At 69.6% G+C, this 20,379-nt stretch carries 20 protein-coding genes and 1 riboswitch; of the genes, 10 read left to right on the top strand and 10 right to left on the bottom strand.

Annotated elements, in window-relative coordinates:
* Positions 1–70: 70 nt before the first annotated feature.
* On the bottom strand, positions 71–1,885 hold the full coding sequence (gene thiC / locus EV567_RS12605; protein WP_130439231.1) for a phosphomethylpyrimidine synthase ThiC: 1,815 nt from the start codon (positions 1,883–1,885) through the stop codon (positions 71–73).
* A riboswitch (TPP riboswitch) is annotated at positions 1,878–2,066 on the bottom strand. Its footprint overlaps the gene before it by 8 nt.
* A gap of 72 nt (positions 2,067–2,138) precedes the next feature.
* Between thiC and EV567_RS12600 the strand changes: the two genes are divergently transcribed.
* The gene (locus tag EV567_RS12600; RefSeq protein WP_130439229.1) at positions 2,139–3,692 is read left to right on the top strand and encodes a YibE/F family protein; all 1,554 of its coding nucleotides are present in this window, start codon (positions 2,139–2,141) and stop codon (positions 3,690–3,692) included.
* 165 nt (positions 3,693–3,857) lie between these two features.
* On the opposite strand, the gene EV567_RS12595 is transcribed toward EV567_RS12600, so the two are convergent.
* From EV567_RS12595 to EV567_RS12580, 4 genes are all read right to left on the bottom strand, one after another.
* The gene (locus EV567_RS12595; protein WP_130439227.1) at positions 3,858–4,304 is read right to left on the bottom strand and encodes an SsgA family sporulation/cell division regulator; all 447 of its coding nucleotides are present in this window, start codon (positions 4,302–4,304) and stop codon (positions 3,858–3,860) included.
* A gap of 97 nt (positions 4,305–4,401) precedes the next feature.
* A complete protein-coding gene (locus tag EV567_RS12590) occupies positions 4,402–5,259 on the bottom strand; it encodes an IclR family transcriptional regulator (protein ID WP_207228750.1) in 858 nt (285 codons plus the stop codon).
* Between the two features lie 196 nt (positions 5,260–5,455).
* A complete protein-coding gene (locus tag EV567_RS12585; RefSeq protein ID WP_130439223.1) occupies positions 5,456–5,668 on the bottom strand; it encodes a DUF5326 family protein in 213 nt (70 codons plus the stop codon).
* Positions 5,669–5,842: 174 nt separating this feature from the next.
* Positions 5,843–6,160 (bottom strand): cupin domain-containing protein, encoded by a 318-nt coding sequence (locus EV567_RS12580; RefSeq protein ID WP_130439221.1) that lies wholly within the window; start codon positions 6,158–6,160, stop codon positions 5,843–5,845.
* Positions 6,161–6,208: 48 nt separating this feature from the next.
* Here EV567_RS12580 and EV567_RS12575 point away from each other — a divergent pair, with 48 nt between their 5' ends.
* The 5 genes from EV567_RS12575 (at position 6,209) to EV567_RS12555 (ending at position 9,942) form a co-directional block, all read left to right on the top strand.
* Positions 6,209–6,586, top strand: coding sequence for a phage holin family protein (locus tag EV567_RS12575; RefSeq protein ID WP_130439219.1), 378 nt, complete (start codon positions 6,209–6,211; stop codon positions 6,584–6,586).
* 7 nt (positions 6,587–6,593) lie between these two features.
* Positions 6,594–7,085, top strand: a complete 492-nt coding sequence (locus tag EV567_RS12570) for a low molecular weight protein-tyrosine-phosphatase (RefSeq protein ID WP_130439217.1) — start codon at positions 6,594–6,596, stop codon at positions 7,083–7,085.
* Complete coding sequence (locus EV567_RS12565; RefSeq protein WP_130439215.1) at positions 7,082–8,239, top strand: cystathionine gamma-lyase; 1,158 nt, start codon at positions 7,082–7,084, stop codon at positions 8,237–8,239. Before EV567_RS12570 ends, EV567_RS12565 begins: the two co-directional genes overlap by 4 nt.
* A 227-nt stretch (positions 8,240–8,466) precedes the next feature.
* Entirely contained in the window at positions 8,467–9,372 is a 906-nt protein-coding gene (locus EV567_RS12560) for a LysR family transcriptional regulator (protein WP_130439213.1), read from the top strand.
* An 87-nt stretch (positions 9,373–9,459) separates the two neighbouring features.
* Positions 9,460–9,942, top strand: a complete 483-nt coding sequence (locus EV567_RS12555) for an NUDIX domain-containing protein (protein WP_130439211.1) — start codon at positions 9,460–9,462, stop codon at positions 9,940–9,942.
* A gap of 16 nt (positions 9,943–9,958) precedes the next feature.
* On the opposite strand, the gene EV567_RS12550 is transcribed toward EV567_RS12555, so the two are convergent.
* Positions 9,959–11,317: a globin domain-containing protein gene (locus EV567_RS12550; RefSeq protein WP_130439209.1), complete on the bottom strand. Its 1,359-nt coding sequence runs from the start codon at positions 11,315–11,317 to the stop codon at positions 9,959–9,961.
* 421 nt (positions 11,318–11,738) lie between these two features.
* On the opposite strand from EV567_RS12550, the gene EV567_RS12545 reads away from it, so the two are divergent.
* Positions 11,739–12,605 (top strand): GNAT family N-acetyltransferase, encoded by an 867-nt coding sequence (locus EV567_RS12545; RefSeq protein WP_130439207.1) that lies wholly within the window; start codon positions 11,739–11,741, stop codon positions 12,603–12,605.
* 154 nt (positions 12,606–12,759) lie between these two features.
* Here EV567_RS12545 and EV567_RS12540 read toward each other — a convergent pair whose 3' ends face one another.
* A complete protein-coding gene (locus tag EV567_RS12540) occupies positions 12,760–13,977 on the bottom strand; it encodes an MFS transporter (protein WP_130439205.1) in 1,218 nt (405 codons plus the stop codon).
* A gap of 145 nt (positions 13,978–14,122) precedes the next feature.
* Here EV567_RS12540 and EV567_RS12535 point away from each other — a divergent pair, with 145 nt between their 5' ends.
* Positions 14,123–14,590 (top strand): MarR family winged helix-turn-helix transcriptional regulator, encoded by a 468-nt coding sequence (locus tag EV567_RS12535; RefSeq protein WP_130439203.1) that lies wholly within the window; start codon positions 14,123–14,125, stop codon positions 14,588–14,590.
* 9 nt (positions 14,591–14,599) lie between these two features.
* Complete coding sequence (locus EV567_RS12530; RefSeq protein WP_130439201.1) at positions 14,600–15,052, top strand: GNAT family N-acetyltransferase; 453 nt, start codon at positions 14,600–14,602, stop codon at positions 15,050–15,052.
* 79 nt (positions 15,053–15,131) lie between these two features.
* Here the strand turns inward: EV567_RS12530 and EV567_RS12525 are convergent, their stop codons facing one another.
* Both EV567_RS12525 and EV567_RS12520 read right to left on the bottom strand, forming a co-directional pair.
* On the bottom strand, positions 15,132–16,517 hold the full coding sequence (locus EV567_RS12525; RefSeq protein ID WP_130439199.1) for a serine hydrolase: 1,386 nt from the start codon (positions 16,515–16,517) through the stop codon (positions 15,132–15,134).
* Between the two features lie 95 nt (positions 16,518–16,612).
* Positions 16,613–17,293 carry a TetR/AcrR family transcriptional regulator gene (locus EV567_RS12520; RefSeq protein ID WP_130439197.1) on the bottom strand — a complete coding sequence of 227 codons (681 nt, stop codon included), beginning with the start codon at positions 17,291–17,293 and terminating at the stop codon, positions 16,613–16,615.
* A gap of 68 nt (positions 17,294–17,361) precedes the next feature.
* Between EV567_RS12520 and EV567_RS12515 the strand changes: the two genes are divergently transcribed.
* Entirely contained in the window at positions 17,362–18,471 is a 1,110-nt protein-coding gene (locus tag EV567_RS12515) for an NAD(P)/FAD-dependent oxidoreductase (protein ID WP_130439195.1), read from the top strand.
* A gap of 57 nt (positions 18,472–18,528) precedes the next feature.
* Here EV567_RS12515 and dnaB read toward each other — a convergent pair whose 3' ends face one another.
* A complete protein-coding gene (gene dnaB / locus EV567_RS12510) occupies positions 18,529–20,007 on the bottom strand; it encodes a replicative DNA helicase (protein WP_130439193.1) in 1,479 nt (492 codons plus the stop codon).
* Between the last annotated feature and the right edge of the window lie 372 nt (positions 20,008–20,379).

The following is a 20,379-nucleotide window of genomic DNA, read 5'->3' as shown; positions in this document are numbered from 1 at the left end:
CCGGCTTGCGCCCCGAAGGGAGCGCAAGGGGCCTGCGGCGCGCAAGCCCCTTAGGTCGGCCTGTGCTGCCTCAGTCCGCCATGGGGAGGTACACCCGGTTGCCGCTCGCCGCGAACTCCTTCGACTTCTGGAGCATCCCCTCCGTTATCTCCTCCGGTGTCGCTCCCTCCGCCGACCCACCGCCGAACCGCTCGGTGATGCTCTGACTGATCTTCATCGAACAGAACTTCGGCCCGCACATCGAGCAGAAGTGAGCCGTCTTGGCCGGCTCCGCAGGCAGCGTCTCGTCGTGGAACTCACGGGCCGTGTCCGGGTCGAGGGCCAGGTTGAACTGGTCCTCCCAGCGGAACTCGAAACGGGCGTCGGACAGGGCGTCGTCCCATTCCTGGGCTCCGGGGTGCCCCTTGGCGAGGTCGGCCGCATGGGCGGCGATCTTGTAGGTGATGACGCCTGTCTTGACGTCGTCCCGGTTGGGCAGGCCCAGGTGCTCCTTGGGCGTGACGTAGCAGAGCATGGCCGTGCCCCACCAGGCGATCATCGCGGCGCCGATGCCGGACGTGATGTGGTCGTACGCCGGGGCGACGTCCGTCGTCAGCGGGCCGAGCGTATAGAACGGAGCTTCATCACAGATCTCCTGCTGAAGGTCGATGTTCTCCTTGATCTTGTGCATCGGGACGTGGCCCGGGCCCTCGATCATCGTCTGTACATGGAAACGCTTCGCGATCCGGTTGAGTTCCCCGAGCGTCCTCAACTCCGCGAACTGCGCGGCGTCGTTGGCGTCCGCGATCGAGCCGGGACGCAGACCGTCGCCCAGCGAGTACGTGACGTCGTAGGCCGCGAGGATCTCGCAGAGTTCCTCGAAGTTCTCGTACAGAAACGATTCCTTGTGGTGGGCCAGGCACCACGCGGCCATGATCGAACCGCCGCGGGAGACGATCCCCGTCTTGCGGTTCGCCGTCAGGGGGACGTACGGGAGACGGACGCCCGCGTGGACGGTCATGTAGTCCACGCCCTGCTCGGCCTGTTCGATGACCGTGTCCTTGTAGATCTCCCAGGTCAGTTCCTCGGCCTTGCCGTCGACCTTCTCCAGCGCCTGGTAGAGCGGCACCGTGCCGATGGGTACGGGGGAGTTGCGCAGCACCCACTCGCGGGTGGTGTGGATGTTCCGGCCGGTCGACAGGTCCATGACGGTGTCGGCACCCCACCGGGTCGCCCAGGTCATCTTCTCGACCTCCTCCTCGATGGAGGACGTGACCGCCGAGTTGCCGATGTTGGCGTTGACCTTCACCAGGAACCTCTTGCCGATGATCATCGGCTCGATCTCCGGGTGGTTGACGTTGGCGGGCAGCACCGCGCGGCCCGCTGCGATCTCCTCGCGGACGACCTCCGGCGCCACGTTCTCCCGGATGGCCACGTACTCCATCTCGGGCGTGATCTCTCCTCGCCGGGCATAGGCGAGTTGGGTGGCCGCCTCGCCGGTCCGGGCGCGTCGCGGCAGCCGCGGCCGTCCCGGGAAGACCGCGTCGAGGTTGCGCAGACCACCGCGCGGCGAGGTGTGCTTGACGCCGTCGTCCTCGGGGCGGACGGGGCGGCCCGCGTACTCCTCGGTGTCGCCTCGGGCGATGATCCAGTTCTCCCGCAGCGGAGGCAGCCCCCGGCGGACATCGGTGTCGACATGCGGATCGGTGTACGGACCGGAGGTGTCGTACAGCGTGACCGAGTCGCCGTTGGTGAGGTGCACTTGGCGGACCGGTACCCGCAGGTCGGGGCGGCTGCCCTCGACGTACGCCTTGTGCCAGCCGATGGACTTTCCGGCCTCCCCGTCGACGGAGACCTCGGTGGAGATCTGCGTGGAGGCAGGCGTGCGTGCGTCCTTGTTGGTCATGAGACCTACTCCCTACGCCGGCATTACCCGGTAACAGGTTCAGCGGTCGACGCAGCGATTGCCGTCTGCCGATGTTTCGTGTGACCCATCACTCGTGCTGGTGACGTTCCACGTGAAACATCGCGAAGACAGAGGTCAGCGCCCTCTCAGCCCGGTGCTCCGAGCTCCCGCGTGTACAAAAGGTGCCTCCACGCTAGCGGCATGTGTGGCGCGGTGAACAGTGGGCCCCAGCGGTTCTTGCGATGATCGGTCGGTGACCACGACTCACCAGCCTCCGTATCCGCCACCGGAACAGCCTCGCCGTCCGGACGACGGCGGGCCGGGACCGGACGACGACCGCGGACGGGACCGTCACCGTCAAGACGACCACCGGCGGGACCATCACGGCCCCGGCGGCCACGGGCCAGGTGATCATGGCGCGGGCGGTCACGGTGCGGGCGGCCACGGGCCGGGCGGTGGGCATGGGCATTCGCACAGTCACAGCCACGGGCCGGCTGCCCCCGTCTCCCGGCATCTGCGCAAGGTCATCGCCGCCGTCCTGATCCCGTTCGCGGTGGCCGTGCTCGCCGGGCTCGTCGTGCTGTGGCCCGGCGGCGCCCCACCGCACGAGCGCACCGGGGTGGGCTTCGACCGGCAGACCCACCAGGCGACGGTCACCAAGGTCCAGAGCCTGAGCTGTTCCTCGGTGAACGCCTCGGGCGTGCCCCCGACCGGAGACACCTCCACGGCCGAGGGCTCCTCCGCCGAACAGCAGGCGAAGGGAACCTGCAAACGGGCCACGATCCGGGTGGACACCGGCAAGGACAAGGGCCGTATGTTCACGGAGATCGTCCAGCCGGACCAGACACGGCAGTTGGAACAGGGGCAGAAGGTCGTGGTCGCCTACGAGCCCTCCGCGCCGAAGGACTTGCAGTACTCGGTCACCGACATCAACCGCAAGCTGCCGATGGGACTGCTCGCCGGGATCTTCGCGGTCGCCGTGGTGGTCGTCGGGCGGCTGCGGGGCGTCATGGCGCTGGTCGCGCTGGCCATCAGTTTCCTGGTGCTCAACTTCTTCGTCCTACCCGCCATCCTGCAGGGGTCGAACCCCCTGGCCGTCGCGGTGGTCGGGTCCAGCGCCATCATGCTGATCGCGCTCTACCTGTGCCACGGTCTGTCGGCCCGCACCTCCGTGGCCGTCCTCGGCACGCTCATCTCCCTGCTGCTGATTGGCGTGCTCGGGTCCTGGTTCGTCGACTGGGCCGCTCTGACGGGCAACACGGACGACAACACCGGGCTGATCCACGGCCTGTACCCCTCGATCGACATGAGCGGTCTGCTGCTCGCCGGCATCATCATCGGTTCGCTCGGCGTCCTGGACGACGTGACGGTCACACAGACCTCCGCGGTCTGGGAACTGCACGAGGCCAACCCGTCCATGGGCTGGCGCGCGCTGTACCGGGCCGGCATCCGCATCGGCCGTGACCACATCGCGTCCGTGGTCAACACCCTCGTGCTCGCCTACGCCGGTGCCGCGCTGCCGCTGCTGCTGCTCTTCTCGATCGCGCAGAGCAGCGTCGGCACGGTCGCCAACAGTGAGCTGGTCGCCGAGGAGATCGTGCGCACGCTGGTGGGCTCGATCGGCCTGGTCGCCTCTGTCCCGGTGACGACCGCGCTCGCGGCCCTCGTTGTCTCGGCCGACCGGCCAGGGCCGGCTTCCGTGGGCAAGGCGGTCCCGGACGCGAGGCCTTCAGGGGCGGCCACCGCGGCCGGGGGAACGTCGCCCGCGGCTGCTCGGAGCGGCAAGGGCCGGCGCCGCAAGCGCTGACCGGGGCCGATCGCCCGACCCCGTCATCGGCGCGCCGGCGGTACGCCTCCGGGCGGGGTCCCTCACGCGGCCTTCGGCGCCCAAGCCCCGTACCGCCCTGAGTGAACGTTCCTGCAGAGCCCCTCCCCGCGCTGAAGCGTCCGTCGCCCTCCCCGGCGCGACGCTTCAGCCGGCGCTCTGTTCCTCCGCCAGGATCCGGTCCAGAGCCTCGTCGAGATGGGCGTCGAAGTCGGCGAGCGCGCCCTCCTGGCCCAGCGGGACGAGCTTGTCGGTGCGGTCGAGGAAGGCCACGAGCGGAGCCGTGGAAGAACGGAACACCGCTTGGTCGCCGCCCACCTGAAGCCGGATCAGGACCTCGGCGAGCGATCCGGGGTCGAGGGGCGAGACCCGCACATCGCCCTCGCCGCACGGTCTGCCCACCCCGTCGATCAGCAGCTCCCTCCCGAACGCCCAGGTCACCGGCGCATCACCGGGCAGGTGAAAGGTGAGGCGCACGGCGTAGGGATCGCAGGTCTCGTAGCCCAGCTCGACCGGGATACGGAACGAGAGCTCCTCGGAGACGAGGAAGCTCATCATGACCTCTGCCTGTACTGCCTGCACGGACTCGCGCATCGCCTTACCCCGTCATTGCCGTAGATGGCTGGGAATCAACCCCTGACACTGGTGGCATCTTGCTGAACGTGCACGACAGATCACAAGGAGTGAGTTTTCAGATACTGATAGAGAGCGCGAGCGACCCGAGCATGCGTCCGACCTCGCGCTGCAGTTGCTGCGCCGCCGAGAGCAGCCGGTCCGACTGATGGGCGGGCAGTGAGATCGCCATCGTCGCCGCCGATGTGCCCACGGTGATCGGGATCGCCGCGCAGACCGTGCCCAGCGCGTACTCCTGGCGCTCGACGACCGCCTCCATCCGCCGCACCCGGGCCAGACGCCGCATCAGCGTGTGATCGTCACGGACGGTGTACGGGGTGATCGACTGCACGGGGTAGCGGGTCAGATGGTCGCGGCGTGAGTCCTCGTCCAACTGGGACAGCAGGCACTGGCCGATGGCGTGCGCGTGCCCGGTCTCGCGGAAGTCGGCCCACTCCTCGACCGCCGGGTTGCCCGGGGTGTCGGAGACGCACATGACCTCGATCTCACCCTCCCGGTAGACGGCGTAGTAGACCGGCACACCGATCGAATCGCGCCAGTGGGCGAGGGTGTCGACCACCGTGCTGCGACGTTTCTGCGCCGCGCCGCTGGCACCCAGCCGCACAGCCGCCTCCCCCAGGAAGAACAGCCCCTTGTCACGCCGCAGATACCCCTCGTGGACGAGGGTCCGCAACAGGTGGTAGGCGGTGGGAAGCGCGAGGCCGGTCTCACGGGCCAGCTGTTTGGCCGGAGCGCCGCACTCGTGCTCGGCGACGGACTCCAGCAGACGCATCGCGCGCTGGACGGAGCTGATGAGGGTCGCCGAATGCGGCTGTTGGGGAACGCCCCTGGCCGGCGGGCGCTGGAGCGGGGGCGCGGAACGCGACCGGGCGGGGGGTCCGTACGGTTCCGCTGATGCGGTGTCAACCGTGGCCAAGGGTTACTCCCGAAGCGCGAGGGGGCGGTCCGTGCGGGGGAACACGGGAGGGGGATACGCCGCTCGCGGGGGTCGTCCCCGCGTCGGGTTCCGGACTTTAACCGTCCGCCACCGCTCACAGTCAGGCTGTCGGGGAAACTTCCCCCGGCCGAGGTAACAGGCGATTCCTGTTACCGTCGCCGGCCGTCCGCGCCGCTCACCAGTCGCCGCGCGAGGAGGAACTCGACGTGAACTTCCGCACCACGTAGACCAGTCCGGCGACCAGCGCCACGAACACCAGCAGCTTGAAGAGCAGTCCGATGACGAAGCCGACCACGCTCGCTATCAGGCCGCCGAACACGACCAGCGCGATGACCGGCACGGCCACCCACTTCACCCACCACGGCAGTCCCGCGAAGATCTCTCGCATCGCTCTCGTCCTCGTCTCGTCGGATGTCCGAGCCCCGACGGGCCGGATCTTCGATGTCCTGCCGTCGATGCTAGGGCGCGAGGGACGCCGACGGAGGCCTCGCGTCCCTTGTCCTCCCCTGATCGTCCCCCTAGGGAACCCTGAGACGCCGAATCCCCTGCGGGGTGGAGACGGTCATCCCTCCGGCGGCGAGAACACGACCAGAACGCGCAGGTCCTCGCTGATGTGGTGGAACTTGTGGGCGACCCCGGCGGGCACGTACACCACGCTGCCCCGTGCCACCTGGGTGGTCTCCAACCCGACCGTCAGGGAGGCCCGTCCGCTCACGACGAAGTACACCTCGTCCTGATTGTGGGGGTTCTGTGGATCATTCGCTCCCGCATCGAGCGCGTACAGCCCGACCGACATGTTCCGCTCCCGCAGGAACTGCAGGTAGGCGCCGTCGTTGGCGGCTCTCTCCGCCTCCAGTTCGTCCAGCCGGAATGCCTTCATCGCCCTCGCCCACGCTCGTCGCCGATCTCGTCTGCCACGATCAGACACATGAAGAATTTCGTAGTCAAGACGATCGCCAACGCGGGCGCCCTGGCGGTCGCCGTCTGGCTGCTCGACAAGATCACTCTGACCGGCGACAGCACCGGCAAGAAGGTCGGCACCCTGATCGCGGTGGCGCTGCTTTTCGGCCTCGTCAACTTCCTGGTGAAGCCGTTGGTGAAGGTGCTGACCTTCCCGCTGTTCGTCCTCACGCTCGGCCTGATAACCCTCGTGGTCAACGCGTTGATGCTGCTGCTGACCTCGTGGCTGGCCGGCAAACTCGACCTCAGTTTCCACGTCGATGGTTTCTGGGCGGCCGTGCTCGGCGGCCTGGTCATCTCCGTCGTCTCCTGGGCGCTCAACGTCGTCCTGCCCGACAAGGACTGACCACGCGATGACATACCGCGTCTGCTTCGTGTGCACCGGCAACATCTGCCGCTCCCCGATGGCCGAGTCCGTCTTCCGCGCACGCGTCGCGGAGGCCGGACTCGACGGACTCGTCGAGATCGACAGCGCCGGAACGGGCGACTGGCACGTGGGCGAGGACGCCGACCCGCGCACCGTCGCGGTCCTCGGGAAAAGCGGTTACGCCACCGCGCACACGGCCCGCGTCTTCGACCGGTCCTGGTTCGCCCGGCGCGACCTGGTGATCGCCCTGGACTCCAGCCACCTCAGGGCCCTGCGCCTCCTCGCTCCCACCCCGGAGGACGCCCGGAAGATCCGTCTGCTGCGTTCGTACGCTCCCTCGGCGGGTGACGACCTCGACGTCCCCGACCCCTACTACGGGGGCCCGGACGGCTTCGACGACTGCCTTGAGATGGTGGAGGAGGCGAGCGTCGGTCTGCTCGCCGCGGTACGCGAGGCTGTGGAAGGACGGGCGACATGAGCGATTCCGCTGCGACCGGGGGCTTCTCCGCGGACGCCGGCGAGGGCACACGCGCGGTGCGGGCCGGCCTGCCCGACCCGGTGAAGTACGAGCCGACCCTGCCCGGCCCCGTGTTCGCCGCGCACTTCCACCTGCCGGGCGAGCCGACCGGCCCTTACACCTACGGCCGGGACGAGAACCCGACCTGGACGCATCTGGAGCGCGCCATCGGTGAGCTCGAGGCGCCGGGACACGACGACGTGGAGACCCTCGCGTTCGCCTCGGGCATGGCCGCGGTCTCGGCGGTCCTCTTCTCCCAGCTGCGCACCGGCGACACCGTCGTGCTGCCGAGCGACGGCTACCAGGCGCTGCCCCTGGTCCGTGCCCAGCTGGAGGCCTACGGGATCGTGGTGCGGACCGCTCCCACCGGCGGGGACGCCCAACTCGACGTCCTCGACGGCGCGAAGCTGCTGTGGATCGAGTCGCCGTCGAACCCCGGGCTCGACGTGTGCGACATCCGTCGGCTCGTCGAGGCGGCACACACGCGTGGCGCTCTGGTGGCGGTGGACAACACCCTGGCGACGCCGCTGGGACAGCGTCCCCTGGAGCTGGGCGCCGACTTCTCGGTGGCCAGCGGCACCAAGCAGCTCACCGGGCACGGCGACGTCCTCCTCGGTCACGTCACCGGGCGCGCCGGTGAGCCGATGTCGGCGGTGCGCCGCTGGCGCAAGATCGTCGGCGCGATTCCCGGTCCGATGGAGGCCTGGCTCGCCCACCGGTCGATCGCCACTCTGCAGATGCGCGTCGACCGGCAGACCGCAGGCGCCCTGGCCGTGGCCGAGGCGCTGCGGAGCAGAAGCGAGGTGAGCGGACTGCGGTATCCGGGGCTGCCGGGCGACCCGTCCCACGAGATCGCCTCGCGGCAGATGCGGCGCTTTGGATGCGTGGTGTCCTTCACGTTGCCCACGCGCGCGCGTGCGGAGCGCTTCCTCGACGCGCTGCGGCTCGTGGACGACGCGACCAGCTTCGGCGGGGTGCGTTCCACGGCCGAGCGGCGGGGCCGCTGGGGCGGGGACGCGGTGCCGGAGGGCTTCATCCGGCTGTCGGTCGGCGCCGAGGATCCCGATGACCTCGTGGCGGATGTGCTGCGGGCGCTGGACGAGTCGGGCCGATGACGGATGGGCGGACCTCGTCCGGTGGACCGCTGGGCGCACCGGACGGTCCGAACCTCCCCCCTCGTGGCTCGGACCGTCCGCGGCTCCACGCGCGAAGAACCGCCCGATCCAGGCTAGTTGACTCTGTGTCAGTGTCCAATCACGGTAGCGACAGGGGCCTATCGACTTATTTATAGTTGGCCCCTGCCTCGGGCCGGGGGAAAGGCAGGGAAGGGAGAACACGCTCCATGGATCTGGCCTTGCTGCGCACCTTCGTGACCGTGCACCGGGCCGGTTCGTTCACGCGTGCCGCCGCTCTGCTGGGGCTGTCCCAGCCGGCCGTCACCTCCCAGATCCGCACGTTGGAACGGCAGCTAGGGCGACCTCTGTTCCTGCGCCAGGCGCGCGGGGTCACCCCGACCTCGATCGGCGACGAGCTCGCGCACAAGGCCGCCCCGCACCTCGACGCCTTGGTGGAGATCACCGAGACCGGGCTCGACGACGAATCCGCGGCACGGACTCTGCACCTCGCCGGTCCTCCGGAGTTCACCGCCGCACGGGCTCTCCCGGCTCTCACCGAGCTGGCCGGCGACGAGGGGCATTCCCTCTCCTTACGCGCCTCGTTCGGGACCGCCGAGGAGGTGCTGGAGGGGCTGGCCGCCGGGCACCACGACATGGCGATCAGTACGGTCCGGCCGCGCGGCACCCTGCTCACGGCGACCCCGCTGTGCGACGAGGAGCACGTTCTGGTCGCCGCTCCGGACCGGGCCGAGCTGATCAGTGCCCGGCAACAGCAGCGCAAGGGCGCCGCCGCGCTGGAGCACCTACCGGTGATCGAAGTGCACGAGTCGCTCCCCCTCGTCTGCCGCTACTGGGCCTCCGTCTTCGACGCCCGTCCCACAGCCTCAGGGACTGTGATCGTCCCCGACCTGCGCGCGGTGCTGGCGTGCGCTGTCGCGGGCGCGGGGCTGGCGGTGCTGCCGCGCTATCTCTGCGCGGCAGACCTGGCCCGCGGTGATCTGGTGGAACTGCACGAGCCCACGGTGCCGCCGCTCCGGACATACGTCCTGGTGGTGCGCAGTGGCACCCTGGCGATGCCGCACATAGCGCGGGCACACGACTGGCTGCTGAGCGCGGCCGCCGAGTGGTGCTGAGCGTGTTCCGCCAGGCGTCACGGTGAAGGTTCGACCGGTGACGATGCGGGATGTTTCACGTGGAACCAGCCGGGCCACATTTCTCCCATGACCGTCCGACCCGTGGTCAAGCGCACCGCACGCGCCGTTCTGCTGGACGGTGACGACCTGATCCTGATCAAGCGCACCAAGCCCGGCATGGATCCCTACTGGCTCACGCCCGGAGGTGGTGTCGAGCCGGAGGACGCGACCGTCGTCGAGGCCCTGCACCGGGAGGTGCACGAGGAGCTCGGCGCCAAGATCACCGATGTGGTGCCCTGCTTCGTCGACACCGTCGAGCACATCGGCGAGGACGGCGGCGCGACCGGCGTGAAGGTGCAGCATTTCTTCGTCTGCCGGCTCGGCTCCATGGACCCGGCCCTGCGGCACGGTCCGGAGGTCGACGAGCCCGTCGGTGAGTACGAGATCGTCCGTGTGCCGTTCACCCGGGTCGGGATCGCCTCCGTCCACCTCGTCCCGCTGTCCCTGCGGCACTACCTCGACGGCAACATCGAGGGCGTCCGTGCCATGCACGCCCCGGACCTGGGGTGACGTCCGGGACGAGGGGTCAGGATCTGGTGCCGGCGAGTTCCTCGACCGCGTCGTGACGTATGCGCTCCGCGGGGATGCCTGAGGCGCTCAGGGACTCAACTCCCTTGCGTATCAGTTCGGGCGGCCCGGAGACGTAGGCGTCGTATCCGGCCCAGGGGCCGAAGTCGCGCAGGGCGTCGGGGAGTCGCAGAAGGCGGTCCCAGTCGTCGACCACGGGGTGTACCTGCAGCCAGGAGTGGGACTGCTGGAGCCCGAGCAACGTCTCGATCGCATACAGGTCCTGATCGCTGCGCGCGCCGTAGAAGACCTCGACCGGTCGGCGTGCGCCGCGTTCGGCGACGTCCTCGACCAGCGCCTTGACGGGCGCTATCCCTGTGCCGCCGCCCAGGCAGAGCAGTCCGCTGTCATTGGTGTGGTCGACGGTCATCGAGCCGGCGGGCGGGCCGAGCCGGACGATGTCGCCGGGGCGGGCGCGGTGCACCAGCGCGTTGGACACCCAGCCCGCCGGGACGGCTTTCACGTGGAACGTGAGCAGTCCGTCGGAGCGGGGGGCCGAGGCGAAGGAGTAGTGCCGCCAGATCCGCGGCCACCACGGTGTCTCCAGGCTCGCGTACTGCCCGGCGAGGAACGGGTAGGGCTGGTCGGGCCGGACAGTGAGGAGGGCGACGTCCGGGGTGCTCATCTCGTGGGAGACGACCTCCGCGTTCCACCAGGGCGGGGCGCGCAGTTCGTCGGCGGCCGCCGCGTCGATCATCGCTTGGGAGATCCTGGTGTAGGTCCGGGCCCAGGCCGCCTCGGTCTCGGCGTCCCAGACGGAGCCGGCGTAGGCGCCGAGGGCCTCGATCAGGCACTCGCCGACGGCCGGGTAGTGCTCGGGGCGGGTGCCGTACCTGCGGTGACCACGGCCCAGGTTCTGCAGGTACTCGTCCAGCATCGGGGTGTTGTCGAGGCGCTCGGCGGTGATCAGCAGGGCCTTCAGCAGCCGGTCCCGCTGAACGTCCATCGCGGGCGGGAAGAGCGAGCGCAGCTCGGGGTGGCGGACGAAGAGCAGCGCGTAGAAGTACGAGGTGACCTCGTCGGCCACGGGGGTCACCTCGGCCATGGTCCTGCGGATGAGGACGCCGTCCGAGGAAGCGTTCCTACTGGGCACAGGGGGTTCGGCGGGGACCCGAGGCCATGAGGCGACGCCGGGCCGGGCGGGAGCCGACAGTTGCGAAGGCCCGTGGGGCGGGGCGGTGGGCCTCGGAGGCTCGGGAGGGGCGGAGGCTGCCCGGTCGGGTTCGGTGGGCGGATCAGGCTGCTTGTGCGGCGTGAACCATCCCTCCTCGCCGTCGGACGTGTCCTCGTCGGCCGACCTGGTGGTCGGAGCGTCCATGGTGTGCCTCGCCTCGCACGTCTTTCGGTCGGTCTGCGCACCTGCCCGTTGGAAGGTGCCTGCTTCCCCTCGCGGACAGCCGGCTTCTGCGTCCTGTCGCACGGCCGCCCTGGCCGCGGTCCCCCGGTTCCGGCTGCCTGAGGCCGTCGGCTCGCGCGGGACGCACGCACTGCACCTCGCAGATCACGTTCCGGACACGAACCGGACTCGACCATACCGGGCATCGTTCTCCACTCACACGCCCCCTTCCCCGACCGAGGGGCCCGGGCTGGGTAACAGCGGCACGGCGGTGCCGAGCGCGACGGCGTTTCACGTGAAACAGCCCCACGCCGTGCAAGCTCCGGGTGACATGGCCTAAAGCACGTACGTACCCCAGGAATGAGGTGGACGACCGAGCCACCGATCGGACAGCCTGTTCCGCGTGCCGACTCCTTCCCCCGCCACCCTCCCCATCCGCCGCCTGACGCACCGTGACCTCACGGCATGCGCCGACCTGTCAGAGGACCGGGGGTGGCCACGCGAGGAACACAAATGGGGCCTCCTCCTCACCGCCGGAACGGGCTACGGCATCGACGACCCCGACGGAGGCCTCGTCAGCGCCTGCGTGGTCACCGAATACGGTCCGTACGGTCGGCCGGTCCTCGGCGCCGTCGGCATGGTGCTGGTGGCCGAACGGCACGCCAGGCAGGGCGTGGGCCGACGGCTGATGCGCCACGTCGTCTCCGCCATGGGCACCACTCCGCTGACCCTTCACGCCACCGAGTTCGGGCGGCCCCTCTACGAGGAGCTGGGCTTCAAGACCACGGGGCGTGCGGAGATGGTGCGCGGCCGCTTCACCGGGGGCGACGTCCGCCCCGACGGCATGACCCGCGCGGCCACGGCTGAGGACCTCGCCACGATCGTCAAGATCGACCAGGAGGTCTTCGGCGCCGACCGCACCCACATCCTCGCCCGGCTTCCCGCCTTCGCCGACCAGGTACGGGTCGCCGAGGAGAACGGCCGGATCATCGGTTACGCCGCCGCATGGCCCAACATGGACACCCACGTCGTGGGCCCGCTGATCGCCCGGGACACCGAGACCGCGAAGGCGCTCGTGACGTCCTTGGCCGCCCGTACGGACCGTCCTCTGCGCACCGACATCGACGTACGGCACGAGGATCTGCTGGCGTGGCTGAAGGCCCGGGGCCTGGCGTCCGTCGGCTTCAACGCCGTCATGACCTACGGGATCGCCGAACTGCCCGGTGACTGGAGCCGGCGGTTCGCGCCGCTCACCGTGGCGGCCGGCTGACCGCGCGGACACACGCCTGCCGAGCCCCGCGAGGTGCGGTACCCGGCATGCCGCCTGCGACGAACAGCGGGTGGCCGAGCGCGGCCGGGGCGTTCAGCTGAAGCACCGAATGCCGTAGGAGATCAACTCGGCGCGGCCCTCGTGCCGGCCGCTCTCAGTGGTGAACGGTGGCCCGCGGCCCTGTCGGGGTACCGCCGGCCACGACGGCACTGGGGGCCTCGGCTGCGCCCTCCCGGCGCTCCAGCGTGGAAGAGACGAACGCGAGGAGCAGAGCGGCGGCGGCGAGGGCCGCGCCCACCCAGTTCGGAGCGGTGTAGCCCAGGCCGGCGGCGATGACCATGCCGCCGAGCCATGCGGACAGGGCGTTGCCGAGGTTGAAGGCGCCGATGTTCACCGCCGAGGCGAGCGTCGGCGCGCCGTGCGCCTGGTCGAGGACGCGCTTCTGCAGCGGCGGGACGGCGGCGAAGCCCAGGGCGCCGATCAGAGCGATCGTGACGGCCGCGAGGACCTTGTCGTGAGCGGTGAACGTGAAGAGCGCCAGGACGACGGCCAGGGCGCCCAGGGAGACGTAGAGCATCGGCATCAGGGCGCGGTCGGCGTACCTGCCGCCCACGAGGTTGCCTGCGACCATCCCGAGCCCGAAGAGGACCAGCAGCCAGGTCACGGAGCCGTCGGCGAAGCCGGCCACGCGGGTCATCATCGGTGCGATGTAGGTGATGGCGGCGAAGACGCCGCCGAAGCCGAGGACCGTCATCGCCATGGCGAGCAGCACCTGTGCGTTCTTGAAGGCGGCGAGCTCGTGGCGCAGGTGCACGCCCTCCGGCCGGGGCATGTCGGGCACCAGCTTGGCTATGCCGGCCAGGCCCACCACACCGAGCACCGCGACGACGGCGAAGGTGACGCGCCAGCCGGCGCTCTGGCCGACCAGGGTGCCCAGCGGGACGCCGACGACGTTGGCGACGGTCAGACCGGTGAACATCATCGCGATGGCGCCGGCCTTCTTGTCGGGGGCGACGAGATCGGCCGCGACGACCGAGCCGATGCCGAAGAAGGCGCCGTGTGCCAGTGACGCGACGATCCGGCCGGCCAGCATGACGGCGAACGCGGGGGCGACGGCGGACAGCAGGTTGCCGACGATGAACAGGCCCATCAGCAGCATCAGCATCCGCTTGCGGGAGAGCCTGGTGCCGAGGACGGTCATCAGGGGGGCGCCGAACATGACGCCCAGCGCGTAACCGGTCACGAGGAAGCCCGCGGTGGGGATGGAGACCCCGAAGTCGGCCGCGACCTCGGGCAGCAAGCCCATGATCACGAACTCGGTCGTCCCGATCCCGAAGGCTCCGATCGCCAGGGCAAGGAGCGCGAGAGGCATGGTGGGATACGCCTTCCATGATGATTGCAGGTGCGCTTAACGTGCTCCAACAATAGTTGCAGACGCTTGATAAATGCAAACGCCGTATATCGCGATGTTGCATTACCCTTGGGTTCAGCCGCTCCACGACGGAGGAAGGACGCTCATGACCGCGACGGACCCCGCACTCACCGCGCTCTCCCAGGGCTGGTGCGCCCTCTCCCTGCTGCACGGGAGGATCGAGGCGCACATCGAGCGGGCGCTGCAGTCCCGTCACGACCTGAGCGTGCGTGAGTACTCCCTGCTCGACGTGCTCAGCCGTCAGCACGACGGCGAGGGCGGCCATCTTCAGATGAAGCAGGTCGCCGACGCAGTCGTCCTCAGCCAGAGCGCCACCACCCGGCTGGTGACCCGGCTCGAGGACCGGGGTCTCCTGGAGCGCTACCTGTGCCCCACCGACCGTCGCGGCATCTACACCAACGTCACCGAGGCCGGCCTCCGCCTGCTCGGCGAGGCGCGCCCGACCAACGACGCGGCGCTGCGCGAAGCCCTCGACGCGGCGGCGAGGAACCCCGAACTGGCCCCGTTGGTCCGGGCCGTGGAGACGCTGAAGACGACCCCCGCCACTGCGTAGGCTGCAGACATGGGAGATCTTGAAATACGCCCCGCCGTCGCCGACGACATTCCCGCGATCGTCGCCATGCTCGCGGACGACCCCTTGGGGGCGCAGCGGGAATCACCGGACGATCTTGCCCCTTACGCCACCGCGCTGGAACGGCTCAGCTCCGACCCGAACCAACGCGTCGTCGTCGCCGTGAGAGAAGGCCGGGTCGTCGGCACGCTCCAATTGACGATCGTCCCGGGCCTGTCCCGGCGTGGAGCCACCCGGTCGATCGTCGAGGGCGTCCGAGTCCACGCCGACGAACGGGGCAGCGGCCTGGGAACGCGGTTCATCGAGTGGGCGGTCGAGGAATCCCGGCGGGCGGGATGCCAGTTGGTGCAGCTGACGTCCGACGCCACACGCACCGACGCCCATCGCTTCTACGAGCGGCTCGGCTTCGTGGCCTCGCACGTCGGTTTCAAGCTCCACATCTGAGACCGCGGAACACAAAGGGAGAAGCGCCCTGTTTCACGTGAAACAGGGTGCTGCCTCAACTGCCGCTTTCCAAGGGCGACTAGCCGATTCCCCGCCACCCCTCCGCGTCGACACCACCGGGTACGGCGGCGCCTTCGTCGTAAGGCTGACGGGTGAACACGAACGAGCCGAGATCCAGATGGTCCATCGTGCCGTCCGGGCGTCGAACGGCCTGAAGGATCTCGCCCGCGAAGTAGCCCTCCAAGCCTGTCCAGGTGCCGTCGCCGTTGGTCCGGAACCGTGAACGCCTGCCGCCGCCGGAGAGCGGTGCAAGGCTGAGGAGACCGTCCGCCGTGACCCGCAACGCGTAGGGACTGGTCCCCCAGTACCAGGGGCCGGTCAGGTCCAGCAGCGAACGGTCGACGTGCGGCGACGGCCGCCAGGGCTCGGGAATGCGCGGCTCCGCCTCGGCGACGATACCCACGAGGTCGCCGGCCACCTGGGTCACCATCGGACCGGAGGTGCAGTTGGCGAGCACCACCGCCGCGACGTCGTCCGACACGCTCAGGGCAAGGCTCGCCAGGAACCCCGGAACCGATCCGGAATGGCCCACGAGTACCCGCCCGCCCTGGTTCTCGATCCGCAGACCGAGCCCGTAGGAGCCACCGTCCGCGAGATCCGCCGGGTCGGCCGGCGCTGCGGGCGTTCGCATCTCCCGCAGCGTCCGAGCGCACAGCACCCGGTCGTCGCCGTGCGCCAGGAACGCCGCGAACCGGGCCAGGTCCCCTGTCGTGGACCAGAGTTGACCCGCCGCTGCCATCCGGCCGAAGTCCTCGGCGGGCTCGGGCAGCAGGACATCGGCCCACGGATGCACCGCCCAGCCGCCCGCATGAGGGTGCCGGGGTCGTGTACCCGTGCGATCAAGGCCCAGGGGTTCGAGCACTTCACGCCGTAGGACCTCGTCCCACGACGCCCCTCGGAGCTCCTCCACCAGGGCCCCGAGAAGGCTGTAGCCGGGGTTCGAGTAGTGGAACCGGCGGCCGGCCGGATGCAGGACAGGGCGATCACCGAGGACGTCGGCGAGGTCGGGGCGCGATGAGCCCGGTGTCCGCTCCCACCAGGGGCCGGGTGATTCGGCCGCCAGGCCGCCGGTGTGGGCGAGCAGTTGAGCGATCGTCGCCTCGCCCGCGCCCGTACCCGGCAGGTGCTTCTCCAACGGGTCCTCGAGGTCGAGCGCCCCCTCGTCACGCAGCCGCATCACCAGCACCGCGGTGAAGGTCTTGGTGATCGATCCGATGCGGTACTGCACGTTCTCATCGGGGCCGTGTCCGTCGACCGAGGTACGCGCCCCGTGCCACACGGCCCGCCCGTCGCGCACGACCGCTGCGACGAGCGACGGGGACCTGCCCTCGGCCTGGGCCACGGCGATCCTGTGCAGCAGCGCACGCCGGGTGCCGGGGAGCAGCTCTTCATGGAATGTCGTCATGGGGCCAGTCCACCTGGCCCGACAGCGTGAGTCGAGCCCATTCCCTCCGCCCCGCCCACCTCAGGTTGTGGCCGATCGGGTTCTTGCGTCCCGGGTCACCTCGCCATATGCGCTTCGATGCCGTCCAGCAGGAAGTCGAGGCCCATACGGAAGGTGTGGTCGGCGTCGTGGTGGGCGGCATCGCGCACCACCGTGGCCAGCGCGGGGAACCGCCCGGTGGCGAAGGTTCGCTCCAGATAGGGACCGAGAGAGGCCTGCCAACGCTTCTCGTCCATCCCCGTGGCCCTCTCGGCACGCCGCTCGGCGATCTCCCGACGCACCGCACCGATCACGTACGCGTTGACCGCGGCGGCCACCGGCATGACGGCGTCCACGTCGACGTCGCCCAGAGCGGCCATCACGCTCTCCCCGCTGGCCAGCGCGTGCGGACCGAGCTGGGGGCGGCCACCCAGGAGATCGGCGAGCCATTCGTGCTCGTGGACGGCGTGCCGGGTGGCTTCGGCGAGAGACCTGAGCACCTCCCGCCAGCCGTCTCCGACCGGCCGGATCTCGGCATAGGCGGCGTCGACCATCAGGTCGAGCAGCTCTTCCTTGCCGGCGATGTAGCCGTAAAGCCGCATCGGCCGGACGTCGAGCGCCCCGGCGACCTTGCGCAGCGACACCGCGTCCAAGCCGTCCGCGTCCGCCAACCGGATCGCCGCTCGCACGATCCGTTCCCGGCTCAACGCGGCCGGTACCGGGCGATTCGGCGGCTCCGGCCTCTCCCACACCAACATGCCGCCAACGATACATCGCATCGCGCGATACAGTGTATCTACTGATACGGCGTATCGAAGGAGGCGGCGTGACCATCGCCATCGTCGGAGCGGGTCTGGGCGGCCTGGCCCTTGCCCGGTTGCTGCACATGAACGGCATCGACGCCGTCGTGTACGAACGTGAATCGTCCCGCGCTGCACGCGGGCAGGGCGGCATGCTCGACATCCACTCCGGCCAGCGGGCGCTGCGAGAGGCCGGACTGATCGACGGCTTCTACGAGATAGCCCGCGGTGAGGGCCAGGACATGCGCCTGCTCGAACCGGACGGCACCCTGCTGCTCCAGGAGGACACGCCCGACGACGCCCCACTGGAGCGACCCGAGGTCGACCGCGCCGATCTGCGCGACCTGCTGCTGGACTCCCTCCCCGACGACATGGTGCGCTGGGGCCACACGTTCACATCCGCCGGCGACGGCCTGCTCCGCTTCTCCGACGGCACCACGGCGACGTACGACCTTCTGGTCGGCGCGGACGGCGCCCGCTCCCGGGTCCGTCCGCTGCTCACCGACGCCAGCCCGGCGCACATCGGCCAGAACGTCGTCGAGATCGGCATTCCCGACATCGACCGCACGCACCCCGACCTCGCGGCGATGGTCGGGCGCGGCAACTACTGGGTGCTCGGCAACGGAGTGTCCCTGGCGGCACAGCGCAACGGCGACGGCCGCGTGCGCATCGGCCTCAGTTTCTACGGCACCGGCGAGGACTGGTTCGCCGGCAGCGGGATCCCGTTCGACGATCCGGCCGCCGCCAGGGAGCGGTTGATCGACCTGCTCCCCGGCTGGGACTCACGGTTCACCGCGCTGATCGCTGCCTGTGACGACACGGTGGTGCCGCGGCCGATCACCGCTCTCCCGGTCGGCCTGACCTGGCCGTCGAGGCCGGACGTCACGCTGATCGGCGATGCCGCGCACCTGATGCCGCCGGTCGGAGAGGGCGCCAACATGGCGCTGCTGGACGGCGCCCTGCTGGGTCTCGCGCTGGCCTCGCACCCGGATGACTTTCCGAAGGCCGTCGAAGAGTACGAACGCGAGATGTTCGAACGCACCGGCGCCGCCGCCCGGATGTCCGCGAAGATCCAGGCCTTGCTGACATCGCCGGACGCCGCCCGGAAGATGCTCGCGTTCTTCCAGCCCGACTGAAAAGCCCCTTCCCGGCTGAAGGCCCCCCGAGAACGACGGGGGGCGACAGCCGCAGGCTCAGGTCTGGGCCATGTCCACGAAGCGTGAGTAGTGGCCCTGGAAGGCGACCGTGATCGTCGCCGTCGGGCCGTTACGGTGCTTGGCCACGATCAGGTCGGCCTCGCCCGCCCGCGGCGACTCCTTCTCGTACGCGTCCTCACGGTGCAACAGGATCACCATGTCGGCGTCCTGCTCGATGGAGCCCGACTCACGCAGGTCGGAGACCATGGGCTTCTTGTCGGTGCGCTGCTCGGGGCCACGGTTGAGCTGGGACAGCGCGATCACCGGGATCTCCAGCTCCTTGGCGAGGAGCTTGAGGTTACGGGACATGTCCGAGACCTCCTGCTGGCGGTTCTCGGCGCGCTTGGAACCGCCGGACTGCATCAGCTGGAGATAGTCGATGACGACCAGCCTGATGTCGTTGCGCTGCTTGAGACGGCGGCACTTGGCCCGGATCTCCATCATCGACAGGTTCGGGGAGTCGTCGATGAAGAGCGGGGCGGCCGAGACGTCCGGCATCCGGCGGGCGAGCCGGGTCCAGTCCTCGTCGGTCATCGTGCCGGAACGCATGTGGTGCAGGGCGACCCGCGCCTCGGCGGACAGCAGGCGCATCGCGATCTCGTTGCGCCCCATCTCCAGGGAGAAGATCACGCTGGGCAGGTTGTTCTTGATCGAGGCGGCCCGCGCGAAGTCCAGCGCGAGCGTGGACTTTCCCATGGCGGGACGGGCCGCGATGACGATCATCTGGCCGGGATGCAGCCCGTTGGTGAGCGAGTCGAAGTCGGTGAACCCGGTCGGCACACCGGTCATCTCGCCGCTGCGCGAGCCGATCGCCTCGATCTCGTCGAGGGCGCCTTCCATGATGTCGCCGAGGGGGAGGTAGTCCTCGCTGGTGCGCTGCTCGGTGACGGCGTAGATCTCAGCCTGGGCACGGTTGACGATCTCGTCGACGTCGTCGTCGGCCGCGTATCCCATCTGGGTGATGCGGGTGCCGGCCTCGACCAGGCGGCGCAGCACCGCCCGCTCGTGGACGATCTCCGCGTAGTACTCGGCGTTGGCCGCCGTGGGCACCGTCTGGACGAGCGTGTGCAGATACGACGCGCCGCCGACCTTGTTGATCTCGCCGCGTTTGGTGAGCTCGGCGGCGATGGTGATGGGGTCGGCCGGCTCGCCCTTGGCGTAGACGTCGAGGATCGCCTGGTAGATCGTTTCGTGGGCGGGCTTGTAGAAGTCGTGGCCCTTGAGGATCTCGACCACGTCGGCGATGGCGTCCTTGGACAGGAGCATGCCGCCGAGCACGGACTGTTCGGCGTCCAGATCCTGGGGCGGCACTCGCTCGAAGGCGGTGCCGCCGCCGTCCCACTCGCCGCTGTCCCTGCCCCGGTCGTGCTGTTCGTCCCGTCCGCGGCCCACGTCGCCGCGCCGCCGGGAGGAGGGCAGACGATCGCTGGGGCCAGCGTCGGCCCAGGGATCGTCCAAGGGCTCGGAAATGCTCACCGAGCCACCTCCTCCCGTCCGCGGAGCGGACCTCGCCGGGCACGTCATTTCTACGCCACGGCACTGACAACTGAGAGGCCCAACTCCGGTCCTGGCGGGTGGGTTCCGCAGGGGTTCCCCAGCCGGTGGACGGAGCGGGCGCCGGACCACGGTAGGCCCGTGAGCGGCGTCAGCCAATCTGGTTATCCACAGGCCATGTGGACGACCGGCCCTATGCTGTGGAGAACTCCGCGAAACCTGTGCACGACCCGGTGGACAGCCCTGTGAACAAGCCCTCGTATTTCACTGGTGAACCGACGTGACCTGCAGTTTCACCATCCACCGGCTGTGCAGAAGAAAAAGTTTCCCGGTCGGGCCAAGATCGCTTCGAAC

Source organism: Streptomyces sp. BK239, from assembly GCF_004217285.1.
In the GTDB taxonomy this organism is placed as follows: domain Bacteria; phylum Actinomycetota; class Actinomycetes; order Streptomycetales; family Streptomycetaceae; genus Streptomyces.
This window is presented reverse-complemented; position numbering and strand designations above follow the sequence as displayed.